Origin of the sequence: Acetivibrio saccincola, assembly GCF_002844395.1 — a bacterium.
GTDB lineage: Bacteria > Bacillota > Clostridia > Acetivibrionales > Acetivibrionaceae > Herbivorax > Herbivorax saccincola.
In genome coordinates, this window is the sequence record NZ_CP025197.1 from 2,075,480 (window position 1) to 2,095,675 (window position 20,196).

General features: G+C 35.5%; 16 protein-coding genes. 1 reads left to right on the forward strand and 15 read right to left on the reverse strand.

All coding sequences use genetic code 11. From position 1 onward, the window contains the following. The first annotated feature begins 218 nt into the window (after positions 1-218). Positions 219-485 carry a hypothetical protein gene (locus HVS_RS09305; RefSeq protein ID WP_101301563.1) on the forward strand — a complete coding sequence of 89 codons (267 nt, stop codon included), beginning with the start codon at positions 219-221 and terminating at the stop codon, positions 483-485. Positions 486-497: 12 nt separating this feature from the next. Here HVS_RS09305 and panD read toward each other — a convergent pair whose 3' ends face one another. The 15 genes from panD to HVS_RS09380 all read right to left on the reverse strand — a co-directional run bounded on the left by panD (position 498) and on the right by HVS_RS09380 (position 20,020). Next, entirely contained in the window at positions 498-881 is a 384-nt protein-coding gene (gene panD / locus HVS_RS09310; protein ID WP_101301565.1) for an aspartate 1-decarboxylase, read from the reverse strand. Positions 882-901: 20 nt separating this feature from the next. Beyond that, positions 902-1,747 carry a pantoate--beta-alanine ligase gene (gene panC, locus HVS_RS09315; protein WP_101301567.1) on the reverse strand — a complete coding sequence of 282 codons (846 nt, stop codon included), beginning with the start codon at positions 1,745-1,747 and terminating at the stop codon, positions 902-904. A gap of 15 nt (positions 1,748-1,762) precedes the next feature. Beyond that, positions 1,763-2,602: a 3-methyl-2-oxobutanoate hydroxymethyltransferase gene (gene panB / locus HVS_RS09320; protein WP_101301569.1), complete on the reverse strand. Its 840-nt coding sequence runs from the start codon at positions 2,600-2,602 to the stop codon at positions 1,763-1,765. 352 nt (positions 2,603-2,954) lie between these two features. Continuing rightward, positions 2,955-3,929, reverse strand: a complete 975-nt coding sequence (gene secF / locus HVS_RS09325; protein WP_101301571.1) for a protein translocase subunit SecF — start codon at positions 3,927-3,929, stop codon at positions 2,955-2,957. Further along, a complete protein-coding gene (gene secD, locus HVS_RS09330; RefSeq protein WP_101301573.1) occupies positions 3,922-5,253 on the reverse strand; it encodes a protein translocase subunit SecD in 1,332 nt (443 codons plus the stop codon). The genes secF and secD overlap by 8 nt, the downstream gene beginning before the upstream one ends. Before the next feature lie 107 nt (positions 5,254-5,360). After that, positions 5,361-6,026, reverse strand: a complete 666-nt coding sequence (locus HVS_RS09335) for an HD domain-containing protein (RefSeq protein ID WP_101301576.1) — start codon at positions 6,024-6,026, stop codon at positions 5,361-5,363. A 10-nt stretch (positions 6,027-6,036) separates the two neighbouring features. Continuing rightward, positions 6,037-7,395 (reverse strand): thioether cross-link-forming SCIFF peptide maturase, encoded by a 1,359-nt coding sequence (gene scfB / locus HVS_RS09340; protein ID WP_101301578.1) that lies wholly within the window; start codon positions 7,393-7,395, stop codon positions 6,037-6,039. Between the two features lie 179 nt (positions 7,396-7,574). Continuing rightward, positions 7,575-7,715, reverse strand: a complete 141-nt coding sequence (scfA, locus tag HVS_RS09345) for a six-cysteine ranthipeptide SCIFF (protein ID WP_101301580.1) — start codon at positions 7,713-7,715, stop codon at positions 7,575-7,577. Between the two features lie 141 nt (positions 7,716-7,856). Next, a complete protein-coding gene (locus tag HVS_RS09350; protein ID WP_101301582.1) occupies positions 7,857-8,765 on the reverse strand; it encodes an RluA family pseudouridine synthase in 909 nt (302 codons plus the stop codon). A 32-nt stretch (positions 8,766-8,797) separates the two neighbouring features. After that, positions 8,798-9,277, reverse strand: coding sequence for a signal peptidase II (gene lspA, locus HVS_RS09355; protein WP_101301585.1), 480 nt, complete (start codon positions 9,275-9,277; stop codon positions 8,798-8,800). Positions 9,278-9,443: 166 nt separating this feature from the next. Next, positions 9,444-12,566, reverse strand: a complete 3,123-nt coding sequence (locus HVS_RS09360; protein ID WP_101301587.1) for a fibronectin type III domain-containing protein — start codon at positions 12,564-12,566, stop codon at positions 9,444-9,446. Between the two features lie 416 nt (positions 12,567-12,982). Next, entirely contained in the window at positions 12,983-14,767 is a 1,785-nt protein-coding gene (locus tag HVS_RS09365) for a peptide ABC transporter substrate-binding protein (protein ID WP_242971542.1), read from the reverse strand. Positions 14,768-14,780: 13 nt separating this feature from the next. Further along, positions 14,781-15,614 (reverse strand): peptidoglycan editing factor PgeF, encoded by an 834-nt coding sequence (gene pgeF / locus HVS_RS09370; protein ID WP_101301590.1) that lies wholly within the window; start codon positions 15,612-15,614, stop codon positions 14,781-14,783. Between the two features lie 204 nt (positions 15,615-15,818). Further along, complete coding sequence (locus HVS_RS09375; protein WP_101301592.1) at positions 15,819-17,579, reverse strand: glycosyl hydrolase; 1,761 nt, start codon at positions 17,577-17,579, stop codon at positions 15,819-15,821. Positions 17,580-17,662: 83 nt separating this feature from the next. Continuing rightward, positions 17,663-20,020: a glycoside hydrolase family 9 protein gene (locus HVS_RS09380; protein WP_101301594.1), complete on the reverse strand. Its 2,358-nt coding sequence runs from the start codon at positions 20,018-20,020 to the stop codon at positions 17,663-17,665. Positions 20,021-20,196 lie beyond the last annotated feature (176 nt).

Here is a 20,196-nt window from a genome sequence, read left to right on the forward strand (position 1 = left end):
TAAAGAAAAATGTATTTTTTTAGATTAACATTGTTTACATAATTTTAACTAATGGGCTAACAAACCTTTTCAAATCTAAGTTTTTACATTGATGCATTAAATGTTTTATGTTAACATATATACAAGTAATTCTTAATATTAAATTTTCATCTAAACTCTTTATAAACCATTAAAAAACTAAACTATTAAAAAACAACTTATGAAAGGAAATTGCAAAAATGTATACAAAGAAAGATATAAAAAAAATTGTACAAGAATTTGATAAAATCAATAAATATTCTAAAGCAATTATAAAATACGGGACTCAAATATCCTTAGGCTTACTCTTAATAGGTACCATTATATTAGTTTCTAACAACAGATTAATTCCATACGACAGCTATCTGAGGCTTATAGGGATAGAAATATCCAAAGCTAGTTTTGCTATTCTTGCACAGGCAGTAATTGGAGGACTAGTGTTAGATTATGTAAATAGAAGAAGATAGAAACTTTAAATCCTATCTTCTTTCTCCATGTTTTTCCTTTCCCTTTATTTCAACAATGTTATTATCATCATCTAAGAAAATAATCTTAGGAGTATAGGCTTTTGCTTTGTCCTTTTCAACAAGCCCATAAGATATTATAATTATTACATCCCCAGGCTGGACAAGCCTTGCAGCAGCCCCATTTAAGCATATCATTTTACTGCCTCTTTCTCCGGGTATCACATAGGTCTCAAACCTTTGCCCATTGTTGTTATTTACCACCTGGACTTTTTCATTTTCAATTATATCGGCAGCATCCATCAAATCTTCATCTATTGTTATACTTCCTACATAATTAAGGTCTGCTCCGGTTACAACTGCTCTGTGAATTTTTGATTTTAAAATATTAATAAACAATTGCTACACCTCCCCCGAAGTCAGCAAGACAGGGTGATATTATCTATGAGTCTTGTCTGACCGAATTTTACAGCCAAAGCTATCAAAATTTCTCCTTCCAGTATGTCTGCATTTTCAAGTGTAGAAGCTTTTACCACTTCTATATAGTCAATTTCAGCGTTGGTCTTGGACTCTATTTTATTTTTAATATGCCCAACTATCTTTTTCCCGTCTCTTTCTCCCATTTCCACCATTTCTTTAGCCTCTAATAAAGATTCATACAAAATGGCGGCAGACTTTCTCTCTTCATCACTTAAATATGCATTCCTTGAGCTCATAGCAAGCCCGTCTTCCTCCCGGACAATGGGACAGACGATAACTTCCACATTCATATTAAGATCCTCAACCATTTTCTTTATAACCAGAGCCTGCTGTGCATCCTTTTGTCCAAAATAAGCTCTGTCAGGTTCAACTATATTAAAAAGCTTGTTAACAATTGTAGTAACCCCTCTAAAATGACCCGGTCTGGATTTCCCACAAAGGGAATCTGTTATCTTTTCAACATTTACATATGTCATATATCCTTGAGGATACATTTCTTCTTTTGCAGGAATGAATACTACATCAACACCGACAGACTCAGCTTTTTTAAGATCCCCCTCTATATCCCTGGGATACCTGTCAAAGTCCTCATTAGGACCAAACTGAGTTGGATTTACAAATATACTGATAACGGTAAAGTCGTTATGACGTATTGATGTCTCTATTAAAGATAAATGACCTTTGTGAAGGTATCCCATAGTTGGAACAAAGCCTATTGTCTTTCCTTCTCTTTTTTGCGCCCTTATAATGGTCTTTAAATCTGCAATTTTTTCTACAATTCTCATAAAACAATTTCCCCTTTAATCATTTTCTAGTCTTTCTATAACCTCATCATCAACGGTAAAAGAATTTTCTATAGTAGGAAAAATACCCTTGTCAACCTCATCAATATACTTAGTTACAACCTCTCTGTAAACGCTTCCTAAATTAAAATATTTCTTTGCATGTCTAGGATTAAAGTCCTCATCTAATCCTAAAGCATCTTGTATTACCAGCACCTGTCCGTCGCAATCCGGTCCTGAACCTATGCCTATTACAGGAATATCAAGTTTTTTTGCAATAAAGCCTGCAAGTTTATACGGAACACATTCTAAAACTATTGAAAACACACCTGCCTCCTGAAGAATAAGGGCATCCTGGTATATTTTTTTTGCCACTTCAAATGTTTTTCCCTGGGATTTATGCCCCCCAAATATATTAATTGACTGGGGGGTATACCCTAAATGCCCCATAACAGGTATACCTGCATTTATAATGGCTTTTACATTCTCTACAATTTCCCTTCCGCCTTCAAGTTTTACAGCTTTACAGCCGCCTTCTTGTACTAATCTCCCCGCATTTCTTACACTGTCATATATACCTGTATGGTAAGATAAAAAAGGTAAATCCCCCACCAAAAAAGCTCTTTTAATACCTCTTGCCACAGCCTTTATATGGTGTATCATGTCTTCCATTGTAACTTTAATTGTATCTTCATACCCTAAAACCACCGTTCCAACTGAATCCCCTACAAGGACTGCATGAACTCCTGATTCATCTAAAATTTTAGCGGTAGGGTAATCGTAAGCTGTAAGCATACTTATTTTTTTCCCTTTTTCTTTAAACTCCCTAAAGCTCGTTACTGTAAATTTTTTGTTCATACAACGCACCTTCTTTTAAATAATTTAGAAACACCTTTTTCTTATCTTTTACACTCTGTTAATCCCATTAATTTAAAAAAAGTCAACCCAACAGGAATTGACTGTATATGTTAACATAAAATGCTCAATTTTTATGTCTCTTCCTGTCTTTGTCCTAAATTAGGTTCAAAGCAGTTATAAAAGTATATTAGAATTTTAGTATTCCCATTAGTGTGGTTCAATATGATACCACCTAAGCATTAGTTAAATATTAGCACAATCAAAATTAAAAATCAATAGATAGTAAATAAAAAAACAAGCCTGTCCCTTTTGACAAGCTTGTCTTTTATATGCAATTTGTATTTAAACTTTTTTAAGCTTTTTGTGAAATGTGTTTTTTCTGCTGGGAGCTTTTCCAGCCTGCCCATAGAGGGCTTGCTATGAAAATGGAAGAATAAGTTCCAGCTATAACCCCTACTACAATAGGGAATGAAAATTCTTTTAGTGAAGTTATACCGCTAATAGATGCAAATATATAAACAGTTATAACAGACATCAATGTGGTTATTGAAGTGCTAATTATCCTTGACAGGGACTGGTTTATACTCTTATTTACAAGTTCATCTATGGTATCTTTTCTGGATAACCTGCTATTTTCCCTTATTCTGTCATATAATACTATGGTGTCATTTATTGAATAACCTAATATAGTTAATACAGCTGCAATAAATGTTTCATTTAAAGGTATTCCAAAAATAACATATACTGAAAGCATTATGGTAATATCGTGAATAAGTGCCAATACAGCTGTCAGCCCTGCAAGGAGACCTGACATTATGTTAAACCTTATCCAGATATAAACAAGCATTAATATTGAAGCTATTATTACAGCTAAAAGACCTTTGCTTCTTAAATCTTTACTAATTGAAGCATTAACACCTTCAGCATCTATTTGTGCATCTTCTTTAATGTTAAATTCTTCCCTTAGTGCTGAAACAATCTGCCCTTGTTCTGCATCACTCAGCATTTCATCACCTGTTGCAACACCTACAACTAAATAGTCCATTCTTTTGCCACCCTCAGCTGATCCTGCCATACTATGTGTATGTCTTACCGTTACTCTCTTATCAACAATATCCGTTATAATTTCTTCTGCCTTCACAAGGTCAGCATTGGGATTATTTGTATCAAAATCAGAATCATTTAATTCAATTTGCATTAAAGTTCCGCCTTGAAACTGGATGTCCAATACAAACCCGCCATTAACGAAAAAGAACACTATTCCTATTAAAATTATCACTAAAGGTATTGCAATAAATATTTTTCTTTTACTATAAAAATCAAACATTTGATGTCCCTCCTTTAACTCCGTATAACCAGTGGGATTTTTTCGGTCCTAAACTTGCAGCTGTGCGGAGTAAAATTTTTGTTATAAATACCGCTGTAATAAAGTTTAATACAACTCCCACACCTAGTGTAAATGCAAATGATTTAACAGAACCTGTCCCAAGTACATATAAAACTACCGCTGCAATTAATGTGGTGATGTTTCCGTCTATTACAGCTGTAATTGCCCTTTTAAATCCAATATCAATGGCACCTTGTATGGTTTTTCCGGTTTTCAACTCTTCTTTTATTCTCTCAAAAATTATTACATTAGCATCAACACTCATACCCATGGTAAGTATAATACCCCCGATACCTGAAATAGTCAGAGGTATATTGGAAATTGCAACAACCAATAGTAAAAGAACAATCTGACCTAAAAGAGCTATACTAGATGACACTCCTGGAATTCTATATACTAAAATCATAAATAGCCATATAAGAATTAATGCTATTAATCCTGCTTTTACACTTACATCCAATGCACCGGCACCCAGCTCCGGAGTTATAAGCCTTACTTCACCGGATTCTAAGCTAAATGGAAGTGCACCTGCTGAAATAAGTCCTGCCAGCCTGCTGGCTTCTTTTACAGTATCTTCCCTAAAACCCCCCAGCGTTATCCTTGGCTCACTTCCTGCAGGAATGGCAGACTGAACCACGGGTGCTGAAATAAACTGGTCATCTAAGAATATGGCTATAGGCTGACCTATAAGTCTTTCTGTTGCTTCTTGGAATTTTTTCCCAGCCTCGCCGGTTAATTTTAATGCAACATCCATTCTGCCGTCTTGTCCTAATGCAGATCTTGCCTCTACCACATCGTCTCCCTGGATAATAATTTTTCCGGTAGGAAGGTATTCTCCTGTTTCCTCATTAATTAAACTAGGGTCTACTTCCTGAAATGTCAATAAAGCAGTATCTCCAAGTTCTGCTAAAGCCTCATAGGGATCAAAAGTTGTTTCTCCCCTTCTCCAAGGAATTTCAACTATAACCCTTCCTGAACTCTTCTCAGGAATAACTGATCTATCCAAAATCTGTTTGTTATCCAGCCTAAGTTCAATAATTCTGACTATGGTGTCCATCTGGTCAGCTGTAGGAGTAACCCCTTCAGGTGGAACCAGTGTGGTACGCACACCACCCCTGATATCGATACCAAATCTTATGCTGTCTTTAACTTTTTTTATTTCAAAGTCAATACCAGGAATGCTAATTCCCATAATTGCCGTATACGTTAAAAGACCTATTATTAAAACAATTAAGGCGCTTTTAACTCTATCGCCTGCTTTCATCTGTAAAATTCCCCCTTTTTAAAATTGTTCATATGAAGTTATTATATAACTATATTAATATACAAGTCAATATATATAATAAGTTATATATGTGGCAATTTAATTCTTTATAGTAAATTGGTACCATTTATTACAAGTTTAAATTCCAAACCTAAAAAATTTGCCGCCCTCCTGTTCATTGTCATCCTATCTAAGAAAATCTCAAAATAGTCCATTACAGGACATATTTTTGTATCAATCTCAAGTTCCAATATTGCATGCATTTTATAGGCATCAACATAAATTTCTGAGTGCTCTACCGCATAATTTACCCTGTCATGAATATCAAATGTTGTGATATCTTTATTTCTCACCCTTGTGCGGTGAACATCGGACTTATCTGCTAAAATTAAAGCTGCCGATATAGGACTTACAGCTGTACCGGTGTTTTCGTCATGGTTGCCTATAGCAAGCATAATTTCCCCCGCCTCATAACAGCTCATACCCATTTTGGTTAATATATTATAGGCAAGTATAGCACCAGATTGGGCATGATCTATCCTGTTTACTGCATTTCCAATATCATGAAGATACCCTGCAATTTTTGCAAGTTCAACGTTTCTCTCTTCGTAATTTAAAGTTTTTAATATCTCCCCTGCTGCAGTAGCAACAATTTCAACATGCCTGTAAGAATGCTCTGTATATCCCAATCTTTCCAGCTGCTTGTCCGCAATTTCAAGAAAAGTTACTACCTCTTCACATTTTTTTACATCTTCTAATGTTACAAGCCCCATAATACCTCCTTTATTGTCCCGTCATTTCCTGTGCTTTTATCCAAAGGGCACATTCAACCCTCTTTTTCTCAAGCTCACAGCCCACTTTGTAAGGAACATTTATGTCCTCATTGAAATTATATGCATTAGCAGCACACCCGCCACTGCAGTAAAACTTTGCCCAACATTTTTTACACTCATCTTTTGTATATATGTTGGAATTTCTAAAATAATTCTGAATATTATTATTGACAACTTTCCCTTCTTTTACATTGCCCATTTTAAATTTATCATTTCCAACAAATTGATGGCATGGATATATATCTCCTGTGGGAGTTATTGCCAAATACTCATGACCTGCCCCGCAGCCTGTAATTCTTTTTATGACACAAGGTCCCTGGGATAAATCTATCATAAAGTGAAAAAAGTTAAACCATCTGCCGTCTCTTCTTCTTTTTACATACTCTAGGGCTAATTTTTCATATTCGGAAAAAAGTTTAGGCAAATGTTCCTCTTTTAGTTCAAAACCTGTTCCGTCTTTCGATACAACAGGCTCTACGGAGATTTGCTCAAACCCCTCATCTGCCAGGTGCAGAACATCCTCTGAAAAGTCAAGGTTTTCACTTGTAAAAGTCCCTCTTACATAGTAATTGTCCTGCCCGCGCATATTAGCAATTTTTTTGTAATTTGGCAATATATCATCATAACAGCCTGTACCGTCTATCCTTACACGCATTTTATCATTAACTTCTTTTCTCCCGTCAATGCTTAAAACAATATTGTGCATGTTTTCATTTATATACCGGATATTTTCTTCATTAAGAGTAAGTCCGTTAGTTGTAATGGTAAACCTGAAGTTTTTGTTGTATTCCTTCTCCTTCTGCCTTCCATATGCCACAATTTCTTTTACAACATCAAAATTAATCATGGGTTCGCCGCCAAAAAAATCAACTTCAAGGTTTTTACGCCCTTTTGAATTTTTCAGTAAAAAATCAATAGCAGAAAACCCCACTTCTTTATTCATCATGGTGCGGTCACCGCCAAAATTCCCGGTGGAAGCAAAGCAGTATTTGCACCTTAAATTACAGTCATGACTTATGTGAAGGCACAGGGCTTTTACCACAGGTTCAGTTTCGAAGGAAGGTACATAGTTTTGGTATGGGTCTTTTGAATAGAGAAGTCCTTTGGATTTTAGCTCATAAATTTCATTTAAAGCTTCTTCTATATCCTTCTTATCATATTTGTCTGACAGCTTTTTTATAATATCTTCATTTGAATATTCATTATAGTAGTCCAATATATCAAATGAAATATCGTCAAAAACAAATAAAGAACCGCTGTTAACATCAACAACCATGTTGCTGCCATGCATTTTATATTTGTGAATCATATCCTTTTATCCCCTCTTAAAAACATAACTTCTAAATATAGCTAATTACAATTATTGAACCCACAATATTAAAAAAAGAATTTGTGGGTTCAATACAATATGTAATATGCTTAAAATGTTATTTTTCTCAAAATTCTTCATTTCAAAACTTTTGAGAAATTACAATTGAGAAATTATAATTATCTCTTTTCACATTTTTGATTTGCTACTGTGCATGAAGTTTTGCAAGCAGACTGACAAGATGTCTGGCACTCGCCGCATCCACCGTCTTTCATGCTCTCTCTTAGTTTGCCGTTGTTTATAATTTTAATATGTTTCATGTTATACCTCCTATGCTTTAATTAACAGTATTTGTTCTAATTACGGCAATTTAAAAGCCTAATATTAGCTTCTTGCCTGTAAAACCTACAAATAGCATTATAGCATAATTTTTGACCATTGAAAAGAATTTAAGGATAAATTTAACCCCTAATTTTTTTTAACAACTCACAAAAATACTCAGGCAGTGGTGCTTCAAACTCCATATATTTATTTTTTAAAGGGTGTACAAATCCCAATACCTTTGCATGAAGTGCCTGACCTTCAATACGGTATTTTTCTTTCTTTCTCCCATAAACTTCATCCCCTATAACGGGATGCCCGATATGGGACATGTGTACACGTATCTGATGAGTTCTTCCTGTTTCTAATGTAACCTTCACATAGGTTGCATTATCAAATCTTTCTATAACTTTAAAATGAGTAACAGCTCTCTTGCCGTTTTTTGTGTTTACAGCCATCTTTTTCCTGTAGACAGGATGCCGCCCTATGGGAGCATCAATTTTCCCGAAGTCTTCCCTCAAAACCCCATGGACTACAGTCTCATAAACCCTCTTTATATCGTGATTTTTAAACCTTTCAGTAAGTATTTCATGGGAAGTGTTGTTTTTTGCCACCAAAAGAATCCCGGAAGTGTCTTTGTCGATTCTGTGCACTATCCCTAAACGCATTATCCCGTTTATATCAGATAAATTTTCCCCACAGTAAGCCATCAGCGCATTTACCAGAGTACCTGAGTAATTCCCTGCTGCAGGATGCACAACCATTCCCTTTGGTTTATTAACAACAAGTATATCTTCATCCTCATATAGAATTTGAATTTCTATATCCTCTGCCACAATCTCAGGCTCTTTTTCTTTTGGTATTTTTACTGTTACCTGATCCCCTTCTGCTATTTTATAATTTGCCTTTACAGCATTTCCATTCACCAAAACATTTTTGTCTTTTAAGAGTTTTTGAATATATGACCTTGACAGATCACCAATTTTTTCAGATAACCATACATCAATCCTTATTCCATTTTCTTCTGAATAAAAAACTTTTTCTTCCATACTATCCCGTTCCAAATCCCGCCCTAAAATTATTAGCTGCCGGCTTCATCTTCATTACCAACTTCATTTTCTTTGTAAATAAATAATATATAAACTGCCAGAATAAAAGTCCCAACGGTAATAAAAGAATCCGCCACATTAAATGCAGGGAAACTATACGAAAAAATATAAAAATTTAAAAAGTCCACTACACCCTCCGGTCTTAGCACCCTGTCAATAAGGTTTCCAATTGCCCCTCCAAGAATCATTGAAAGGACAAATCTCAGTATTTTATTGTCATTTTTATACATGTAAAAAACTAAAAAAACCGATACAATTATCGTCACTATAATAAAAAAAATCGTCCCGTTTTGCATAATTCCCCATGCAGCACCTTTGTTTCTCCAATGCACAAGATAGAAAAATTTATCTATCACTTTAATACTTTCTCCAAATTCAATACCCTTTATTACCAGATATTTTGTAAATTGATCAAGTAAAACTATAAATGCAACTATCAAAATCCAAATCATATCTCAAAAAACCCTCTCTTTAATTATCACTAAAATTATATATGTCTTAAAAATAGCTGTCAATACCGGCGGCGGAAAAGCTTTTATATAAAAAAGCCGTAAAAATAAAAAAAATGAACCTGTCCCGGCCCGAAAAACCAGGCAGGTTCAAGGTTAAGATTTTACTTTATTTCATAATACCCTTTGCAGTGTTTTCACTGTAGACGGTAAATATATTTCCATCCCCGTCTTCATAAATCAAATAAGCCCTTCCGTACCATATATCCCCGTCTGCCACATTTATTTTGCGGACATAGAACTGGTCTGTAGAATCATTGTGAATCCTACCCCTTAAAATATTTTCAGTCCCCAGAGTTATTTCACCTTCATAATCAGCACCGGCCTTTAGAAGTATAACCCCGCTTTCTATCAATGTATATCCTTCTCCAACGCTTCTGTTTGCTACAAAAATCATTGTTTTGTCATCTTTATTTACAATCACGTCTTCCGACAATGTTATAAAAGGTGCTGTATCAATAATTTCTGCATCCTCTACAAAAACAGCTGTTAATACTATATCTTTTTTTGGCATGAAGAAGACATATTCAGGTTCTAAACTTACCTTCCTGCCATCCATAGTCCAGTGGCTAAACTTCATTCCTTCTTCCTCTTCATTTGCCACCACTTTAACAGGCATGTCAAATTTATATTCTCCCTTTGTTTCTCCTGTAATTAACCTTCCTCCTTCAACTGTCACAATGTACTTATCCGGCAGTCTCTTAAATACAGGGGAAATCACCATATTTGAAGTTACACTGCTAAAGTCCCTATCCCATCCTACAAACTGGTATCCTGTCATAACCGGGTCTTTTGGCGGTATGGCTGGTTGATTTTTAGCTACATTGGTGGATTTTAATATCCTGCCGCCCCTGTCCTTAAATACAACGGTAAATACCTCAGTTTCTTCAGTTGCCTTTTTATAGAAGACAGCTTTTATATTTTCTCCCGATGTAATTATAGTTCTGTAAACAGGATTTGTGGAAATCATTCTTCCATTACTGATATCTTCCCAATATGCAAACTCTGAATCTCTATCAGGTATGGCAGTCAGTTTTATTTCCGTACCATATTCAAAGCTGTCCTTATAATTTTGAGGAAGATTTGTACTTTCATCATTAAGCCTTACCCATCCATTCCCAACAGCGGTAACTTCCATGAGTTTCTTTAGTTTTTCCTCTTTCATAAAGTCTACTGTATTCATTCTAAGCCTGTTATCTATAGTTCCGGCTTTTTTATACTCACCATCTAAAGAATCTTTTTGTTCCACCGAAAAGTATGCAAAATCATCATCATACACATCATTCCACATGAGTATAATATTAGTGGTGTAAGGGGATGCAAATAAACCTGTTATTTTTGCATTCTTGCCAAAGGTAGTCCCATCAACAGGTGATATTCCCAAAACAACAGGAGCAATATCATCTTCAGGAATATCAATCTCAGAAGCATCCCATGTAAGTACTACTGAAGACGAGTCTGATATGGCATTTAGGTTTTTAACCTTTTCAGGGGGTGTACGGTCCACTCTGTATGAAACAATTCTTTCGTCACTGTTCCCGTCTGCATCATAAACTGTGCACCTTACCATATAATCCCCGCTCTTTAAAGACTCCAAATCCCAATTGCTGTAAAAATAAAGGGTTACAGGGTCCTTTCTATTTGGGCCGTGAACTTCACTATCAAATTTTGACCATGTGATTCCGTCTCTAGAATATTCAAATAAAGCACTGGATCCTGTCATATTACCACTGTCTAAAAAGTACACATATACTTTCTCTGACAATCCTCCTATCGTCTCTTCATCTAAAGGCTCAGTACCTACAATCTTTGGCATCATAGGAATACCAATGAGTTCACTGCTGAAATTTGAATAATTACCTGCCCCGTCAAATGCCCTTACAGTATAGGTATATGTAGTACCTGCAGAAACACCTGCATCTGTATAGCTTGGAACATTAGAATTTCCAACATGCTCACCATTTCTATAAATTTCATATCCTGCCACCTTAAAATTATCTTCCGATTCACTCCAGTTAAAAATTATTGATGTTCCCGTCTGAAGTAGAATTCGTAAGTTTTCCGGAACGGTTGGGGGCTCTGTATCCGCTTTTGTTGCTGCCGTTAATTTCCCGCTAATTTCTGACTCATTTTCATAGCCGTCAAATGCTTTTACAGCATAAGTATATACAGTGTCCGGCTCTAACCCGCTGTCGGTGAAATATTCTTCCTCTGCAACACCTATCATTTCACCGTCCCTGTAAACTTTATAACCTTTAACTCCTGTAAGGTCATAAGAAGGTTCCCAGGATATTGTAATTGTTGAAACTGTAGCATTAGTTCTAACAACATTTCCGGGTCTTGAAGGCTTTTCACAGTCAAAAATTACTTCATTGCTGCTTCCTGATTCATTTCCGGAAGGGTCAAAAGCCGTTACGAAATATCTGTATGCACCCGGTTCAACAATGTCAGTATAAGTTTGTGAAGACGCATCTACAGTAGCAATAATTTTACCGTCTCTGTAAATGCTATATCCACTTACTTTTATATTGTCATAAGATTCATTCCAATTTAATGTAACTGATGCCCCATCCTTTTGTAAAACCTCTGTTCCCGTAGCATCCACAACCCAATTTGCCTTTAGACCATCGCCTAAGTTAATTGCTTTCCAGTTTGACAAATCAAGAAGCTGCAGCTCTCCTTTCCTTTTATCAATTTCAAAAAAAGTAACAGGCTCACTGATTATTTTAGGCGGCAGGTTTTCAACATATTCATATTCATGAAAGCCTTCTTCGGATACGTAAATCCCTTTTTTGGCCACGCTAACTATATTTCCGTCACAATCATAGTTAACCACATCAAATCCGACTGCCTCAGTGCCCTCTTTTTCTTCTGCTAATTCATATTGTTCTTTCTCCTCATTTTCTTCCTGAAAACCTCCTTGCTCTGTCACTCTGTTTTTTTCTATAAAACCGCCTTCTTCTGTCTCCTCTATTTCTTCCGGAAAAACTCCTTGTTCTCTTCCTTCTTTTTCTTCTACCAACTCTTCCAGTCCTGCTTCCCTTTCTTGTTCCTTTAATTCTCCTTTACTTTCATTGTCAGAAATAATCTCTGCTAATTGTTTTTCAACAATAGCATCTCTTTCATCAGAATAACCTCCAGCATTTTGCCAAAAAAAATTACCTGGCAACACTAACTGGAACGCCAGAAATACTACTAAAATCAATGCTAAACGCTTACTAAACTTAACCACAAAATCACTCTCCTTATCCTTATGTATAATATTTTTAAAATACCGCTATTTTTTTAAATAGCCGGTACTTTTAATCTTTGTTTTTACTTTCAAACATATTTTACCAATACTAGAACATACTTTGTTATAAAGTTAGCTGAATTGATAAACTAAATTAATATAGAATTTTAAGAACTGATTAAACATTTGAACCACAAATGCATAAAATTTAGCTACAAATTGTGCTAAATTGCTACTTTATTTTATCTAATAAATTCAAAATATTAAATATTAAGTATATTATATATATATATTCTTGGAATATCAACCTAATTTTTTGAAAATAAACAACTATAAGCAACAAAAAAACCGTTTTGTCTCTTTAAACGGTTTTTTAGAAATAATTTTTTTAATTTAATTTTCAAAAACAATACTTATTAAAAAGATAAATACCATCTGGTATAATCTTCATATTTAGTCCATGTTCCAGGGTTTAAAATCCCTTTTATTTTTTTATTATATAAAGCAGCATCATTATAAAAATATAATCCCAAATAAGGAACATCCTGATTTATTATATTTCTTAAATTTGTAAAAAAAGCTTTTTTCCTGCTGTAATCATTTTCTTTTAAAATAAGCTCTAAATAGCTATCTACAGCTTCCCTGCTATATCCTGCTATATTAAAACCATCTTCTATCTCTTTTGATGAATACAAAAAAGAAATATCTGCCACCGGCGTTATGGTGCATCCTAAAAAAACCATATCAAATTTTCCATCTTTTACTCTTTTATTTAATTCATCCCACTTCACTTTATTTATATTAACGGTAATTCCTACACTGCTAAGCTGTTTTTTTATTTCCTCTGCCACTTTTATTCTGGTATCATTGTCGTTATTTACAAGTAATTCCAACTCGAGCGGAACATTTCTCCATCCGATTCTTTTTGAAAGCACCCCGTTTCTGTTTTCTTCCCATCCACTTTCAGATATAAGGGCCCTTGCTTTTTCAAGACTTACCTCATTAGAAATAACATTTGTGTCATACATCCATGTATCCGGTATAACAGGAAATTCTGAAGCTACTGCCTCCCCCGGCATAATGTCATTTATTATCTTTGTCCTGTCAACTGTATAAGCAATAGCCTTTCTTATTTCAGTTTCTTTTAAAATATCATTTGAAAGGTTAAATGCAATAAACTCAAATTCATTGCTTGGGTATCTTTTAAGGGTTATATCCATCCTACCGTTATATCTAATCCATGCAGCCCTGCTCATATGAACAACATCAACTTTATTGGACTGGAATGCATCCCCCACTGAACTGTTCTTTTTAAATATTTTTATATTTATTCGGGAAATGTACGGAAGGTTTTCTCCTTTTTCCCCTTCTCCAATACCCTTCCACCATTTTTCATTACTCTCTAAAAGTATATACTCATCTTTTTTATATTCTTTAAAAACATATGGTCCTGTACCTATTGGTTTAAAATCTATACCTGTTGCTGCCTCAATTCCTTCCCCTGCTGCTATTTCCTCTCCTTCCATATTATTATCTTCTAATTCATCTTCACCTGCCGCCAAATCCTCTGCATTCCCCATATCTCCGGTAAATTTTGCAGCGCTTTTTATAATGGGAAAAATCAATCTTTCCGGGGTAAAAGAATCAGGTTCAAAAAGCTTTATTTTAAATATTTTATCATTTTCCACATAATAAGATTCTATATTTTCAATATTGCCTTTGTAAATACTGTCATCACCGCTGTTTAAAATTAAATCAAAAGTAAACTTCACATCCTCTGATGTAAAGGGGGTACCATCATGCCAATATACATTGTCCCTTAATCTAAAGGTCCATACCAGCAAGTCTTCTGATACTTCCCAGTTTTCTGCCAACAGCGGCACCGGCTTTTGCTTTTTATCCAATTCCACTAAACTTTCAAAAACAAATGCTAAATAATCTTTTATATAAGCATTTTTTGTTAAGACAGGGTTAAGTGTATCAGGAGGTGTGGAAAATAAATTTATCTGCCCTCCCTTCACAGGTCCCATATCTACTATATCATCCACTACAAAACCCAGCTGCTCATCATCATTGTCTATGTCTTCATAAATATTGTCCATGTAGAAATTGCAGGAAGTAATATAAACATTTATCACAAACAGCATAATTATTAATACTGCCTTTTTTAATACATTATTTTTCAATAGTATCTTCTTCAATGGTATCTTCCTTTCATTTTAACTGGATAATGGCTGCCAATGTTCCCGTTTTGCCCTTGTCACCCCTGTGGGAAAAAAACAAATCTTTATTGCATTTTGTACATATACCGCTGTTATAAATATTTTCCTCCCTTATTCCCTCTGACATCAGAGACTTTTTTATAATCCCCTGAAGGTCTATATGCCATTTTGAATTAACTTTTTCCGAATATCCTCTGCTCCAGCTAATCTCTTTTTTAAACTCTAAAAATACATTCTCATGAACTTCAAAACAGCATTTTCCTATAGAAGGTCCAATAACCACCTCAATATCTTCAGAATTACAATGAAAAAACTCATTCATTTTTCTAACTGCCACTTTGGATATTTCCTTTACTGTGCCCCTCCATCCTGAATGGACTAATCCTATTACATTCTTCACCGAATCGTACAAAAATACCGGCACGCAGTCAGCATAAAAAGTAACCAGGGCTACTTCTTTTTCATTTGTAATAAGACCGTCAATGCCTATAATATCACTTTCCCTTACTATCCCCTTGCCTCTGTCTTCCCTGCCAACTACTTTTATTTTATTATCATGTACCTGATTTGAAAATACCATATTTTCAATATCAATACCAACTGCCTTTGAAAGTCTTTTAAAGTTTTCATAAACATTTTTCTTGTCATCATTTTTATTAAATGCCAAATTCAATGAACTATATTCATTTTTGCTTACTCCCCCGTTCCTCGTAGTAAAACAATGGGTGATGTTTTTATATTTTAAAAGGCTTTTAAACTGTAAAAACTGAACCCCGTTATTTTCTACATAAAGAATGCCGTCATTTTCTCTGAATCTACTCTCCAATCCCTTTTCCTCCCTCTTTGATATAATCAAATTCACAAAACTATTTTAGCACTTAACATTATACAAGTAAAATAACTATAAATTACAATTTATTTTCTTAATATCCTAACACATATTATAAATTATTTAAAGCCCTGATGTTTAGCTAAAAAACATAAACACCAGGGCTTATTTTACGAATATATTATAATTTATACAATTATCTTAATTACCCTCTACCGGAAACCTGGTTATTATTTCTAACAAATATCTTTGTAATATTGTATAGTCTACAGAATTTACAATCCCGTCCCCGTTTAAATCAGCAGTTTCTTCGGGAACCGGGAACTTGTCAATAATTTCAAGTACATATCTTGACAGCAATGCAGCATCACTTGAGTTTATAATATTGTCGTTATTTAAATCACCATAGAAAATCTCCGGCTCACCAGGTGAATCATTTGGCTCTGGCGGTTTAAATCCTGTTATAGGGTATGTCCTAAGATCCGGCAGCTCATCTAAAGTAATACAGTAATCACTTTGATACATTTCCTTTACCCATTCAGGAGGATTGTTTTGTTCGCTCAATATCCACCAATCATACCATGGACAGAAGTAAAGCCAGCCGGCCTTTTCATCAATAAGATTTTGCACCCTTGGTATTGTATCGTTTTCAGTCATAGCCACCATTTTTTTACCCCCGGTAAGTTTTACCAGGTTGTAAAATGTTGAAGAAATTGCACTTCCATTAGGAAGACCGTCTTTGGCATTATATTTGTCATACCCTACAATATCCACCACATCATCCCCCGGGTACCAGGCCGCTGATGTATCATAATCGTAAGAAGTCCATACCCAGATAAGATTATTTATTTTATATTCATTTGTAAACTTATCATATAAAAGCCTGTAAAGCTCAACACAGGCTTCAGGTCCTTCCGCACCCCACCAAAACCAGCCTCCTTCCGCTTCATGCAAAGGTCTCCAAAGTATGGGCACTCCTGCGTCCTGAACCTGTTTTAGCTTTTGTGCCATAAAATCAATATCTGCAAGTAAAGCTTTGTTTTCAGGTGTTCCCGGCTGAAGTGCTTTACTAATACTAAAAGAAGTATATTCAGTATAAAAACTGCCATCACCTGTTTTCCCAATATCTCCGGGAGAAAACCAGTGCCAGCATACAGTAGGTATGCCACCTTTTTCATTGTACCACTCAATTACACGTTCTGCACATCCATCATCCCAACCTAGTCCGCCTGCCCTGTAATTCATAAAATCAAAACCTCTTACGGCAGGCATTTCTCCCGTTAATTCCTTTAGGTAAGTAAATTCCTTATAGGCTGCTTCATAATTGTGAGAACCGCATAATTCCTGCTGTCCGGCTAAAATATTTTTTCCGTATATATCAACCAAAAAACTCATAAGGGCTTTGGCTTCATCTGTAGCATTAGGATTTACCAAAGTTTTTTCCACTTTAAGATTTGTTATATTTTCATCTGCAGGCTTAACAATTAAGTACTTAAAGAAGGTATATCCCCAATAGCTTTCAAATTCAATATTATTAATTCCTTTATCAAGTCTGACAATACCTGCAGGTATTTCCTTCCATTCAAGAGATCTGGCAAAATTTACTTCCCCTTGATTTGTACCATTTATATTGAGGTACTGAACTTTTTTATGGTCAAAGGGCTGGGCATAGCACACAATAATATCATAAAGCCCTGCCTTTTCCACCTCTACGTTAACAGATACACTTGTTCCTTTTTGCAAAAGAAGAACTCCCGTTCCACTAAGAAAAAAAGGAGAACCTTCATCGCTTTCACCCGAATAATCAGTATGAATTTCAGCTCCTTTAAGAACACCGTCTTTAAACAGGTATACAGCTTCTTCTTTCGCCGATGTATTCCCTGCATTGCAAACAGTCGTAAATGATAAAAATATTGCCCAAAGCAGCAAAAATGAAATACCCTTTATAAATCTCTTTCTCATTAAATTTTCCCCCTCAATCTTTTAACATTTAGAAAAATACCCCCATAGCAAGACCATGGGGATATTTTCTAAAAAAATATCATTTATTTTGACTCAACAGGAAACTTATTTATAACTTCTAGTAAATACCTTCCCAGCAACATATAATCAGTAGAATTTATATCACCGTCTCCGTTTAAGTCAGCTGCCTCAGCAGGAACCGGGAAACCGTCAACTATTTCAAGCACATATCTTGACAAGAATGCAGCATCTATTGAGTCTATAATTCCATCTCCATTTATGTCTCCATATATGAGATCTTTTTTAGGTTCGCCATCACCAGGAGTTGTTCCGTCCGGTTCTATTCCTCCTACAAGAACACCATCATCGTAAACACAGATATAATCAGTCTTTTCAGGCACTCCTTCATAGTTGGATTCCTCAATTTTTAAATTCTGATAACTCCAGTCATCAGTTGGGTCCCAGCTATTTCCCCAAGCATATGTTCCTAATGCAAACTGGAATTTTTTATGGGAGTTTGCTACTGGAAAACCTTCCCACTTTATTTCAACATAATAAATATTACCATCATAGTGATGAGGTCCTGTAAACTCAGCTGCATAGTCAGTCTCTGCCGCAGTCTGGTCGTACAGTGTCCTCATTTCAATATAATTAGGTTCAAGGGATGACATTCCGGTAGCATCAAAGAAATATCTGACTGATACGTTTTTGGACGGTTTTCTAGCAGTTGAACGCACATATATGGTAACTTCTGTAGCCTTATATGCCCCGTCCTGTATTATTTCTGTTGCAAACGCTTCCACCCAGTATTTTCCACTTCCGCCATCTTCATCTCCACCACCTAAATCTTCCTCAGGCGGGAAATCCGGTGTAACCTGCATGGAAGGGTCTCCGAAAAACTCATATAGACCTGCACATGCTCCTACAAATGCAGCATTATAGTCAATTGTTACTTCGTTGTAAATGTAGTCACATGTCTTGTCTATATGCTCGTCATTAGCACCTGGCCCACCAACCAATGCTCCATATAAAACAAATCTGTGAGGATCCGGATCTTCACATTTAGATAGCCCGGAAGCTGCCCTGTGGTGAGGGAATTTAACGGAATTTTCGTTGTATCCCACTATGTAGCAAAGTCCCAATGGGTTATCTCCCATTAAGTAGTGCATTTGTCCCCTTGCCCACTCACTGTATGTAGATGGCCCGCCATGGTTATGCTTGTCATAAACCAATGCTGCAAATTGAGTAGCAGTATTATACCTTGCAGAACCCCACTGGTTTAAAAATGCATAGCCACCCGGTGTTATAATAACACTTCTGCCGGTCATCCAGCCTTCTGCAAGCTTTGCTATCTGGCTCCAAAAATCTATTTCTTCATAAGGGCTCTTATTTGTAGCTTCCTTATACCTGTCTTCAAGTACCTGTCCGTCTTTGTCATACAAATCATTAATCTCTGCTAAAATACATGCTGCACCAACCCATACATCGTTCCAGCAATGTGTCCAGCATGAAGGTGCATAGTAGTCATAATATTTAAAAGCTTCTTCAAGATAAAAGTCTTCCCCTGTTGCTAAATAAAGCCACGCTGCCGCCCAAACATAGTCATCTTCCCATTTTGATGAAGTATAATATCCCTTAGGTCCGTCAGTGTTAACTTCCTTATCATGTTCATAAGCAAATTTAAATAAAGCTTTTGCGTACTTAAGATTTTCTTCCGCATACTCAGGGTCTTCATCTTTAAAAACCATATAGTTTGCAGCAAGTGAAGCCGCAGCTCCGGATATACAGTCGGTGGAAGGCAGTTCCGGAGTAGCAAACCATCCTCTTCTAAACATCTCGTCTACCTCAGGTGCATTCCAGTATTTGTGGTCGATATCACCGTCTCCAACCTGATAACAATGAGCTATAACGTCCCCGTTTTCATCTAAGAATGTAACCTTCATGTAGTAGTCATGGAAATATCTTAAAATGGTTTTCATATGTTCATCTTGTCCTGTAGCTTCAAATGCATCCCTAAACTCATAAAATCCCCATGCCAGTGTTGCTGAAGAATATACCTGAGGCATTCCAAATTTAACGTGGTCACCTGCGTCATGGAATCCTCCTGCAACGTCAACTGTACCATCCCCGTCCGGGTCAAGTATGTGTCTGTACTTTTCTATAAAGCTTTCTGACATATTTGTGTTTATGGAATCTAGAGGAAGTTCTGCATCGTACACGTGACAGTTGCTTCTCCAATTATACAAACTGTTTTCATCAACGCCTGTCCCGCACATGTTTGCATCGTACATAAACATGGAATACTGAAGTGCTTTTGCATAGTTAAACTCTAACTCTGCACTGACATTTGCAGTGTTTCCAAAAGGAACAACTACAGTTGCAAGAACTATAAAAACTATAATCCAGGCACTTGTTTTGTTAGAAAATTTTTTCCTTATCATTGTATCTCTCCTTTTCCAAAATATTATCAGCTAAAAAGCTGTATTGTTAACTTGTTAAAATTTAAGAAAAACTTATCTTTGCATATTAAAGTAAAAACCATTGCTTAAAACTGCCATTCTACTTTAAATATGCTTTTAAATCATAAAATCATCCCCTTTAATTAAAAATTATATAA

Excerpts from the sequence above, each read along its gene's own strand:
- HVS_RS09335 (WP_101301576.1), bottom strand. The coding sequence starts at position 6,026 with ATGGGGCTTGTAACATTAGAAGATGTAAAAAAATGTGAAGAGGTAGTA.
- HVS_RS09380 (WP_101301594.1), bottom strand. The coding sequence starts at position 20,020 with ATGATAAGGAAAAAATTTTCTAACAAAACAAGTGCCTGGATTATAGTT.
- scfB (WP_101301578.1), bottom strand. The coding sequence starts at position 7,395 with ATGATTCACAAATATAAAATGCATGGCAGCAACATGGTTGTTGATGTT.
- panC (WP_101301567.1), bottom strand. The coding sequence starts at position 1,747 with ATGAGAATTGTAGAAAAAATTGCAGATTTAAAGACCATTATAAGGGCG.
- lspA (WP_101301585.1), bottom strand. The coding sequence starts at position 9,277 with ATGATTTGGATTTTGATAGTTGCATTTATAGTTTTACTTGATCAATTT.
- panB (WP_101301569.1), bottom strand. The coding sequence starts at position 2,602 with ATGAACAAAAAATTTACAGTAACGAGCTTTAGGGAGTTTAAAGAAAAA.
- HVS_RS09305 (WP_101301563.1), top strand. The coding sequence starts at position 219 with ATGTATACAAAGAAAGATATAAAAAAAATTGTACAAGAATTTGATAAA.
- secF (WP_101301571.1), bottom strand. The coding sequence starts at position 3,929 with ATGTTTGATTTTTATAGTAAAAGAAAAATATTTATTGCAATACCTTTA.
- HVS_RS09350 (WP_101301582.1), bottom strand. The coding sequence starts at position 8,765 with ATGGAAGAAAAAGTTTTTTATTCAGAAGAAAATGGAATAAGGATTGAT.
- scfA (WP_101301580.1), bottom strand. The coding sequence starts at position 7,715 with ATGAAACATATTAAAATTATAAACAACGGCAAACTAAGAGAGAGCATG.
- secD (WP_101301573.1), bottom strand. The coding sequence starts at position 5,253 with ATGAAAGCAGGCGATAGAGTTAAAAGCGCCTTAATTGTTTTAATAATA.
- HVS_RS09375 (WP_101301592.1), bottom strand. The coding sequence starts at position 17,579 with ATGAGAAAGAGATTTATAAAGGGTATTTCATTTTTGCTGCTTTGGGCA.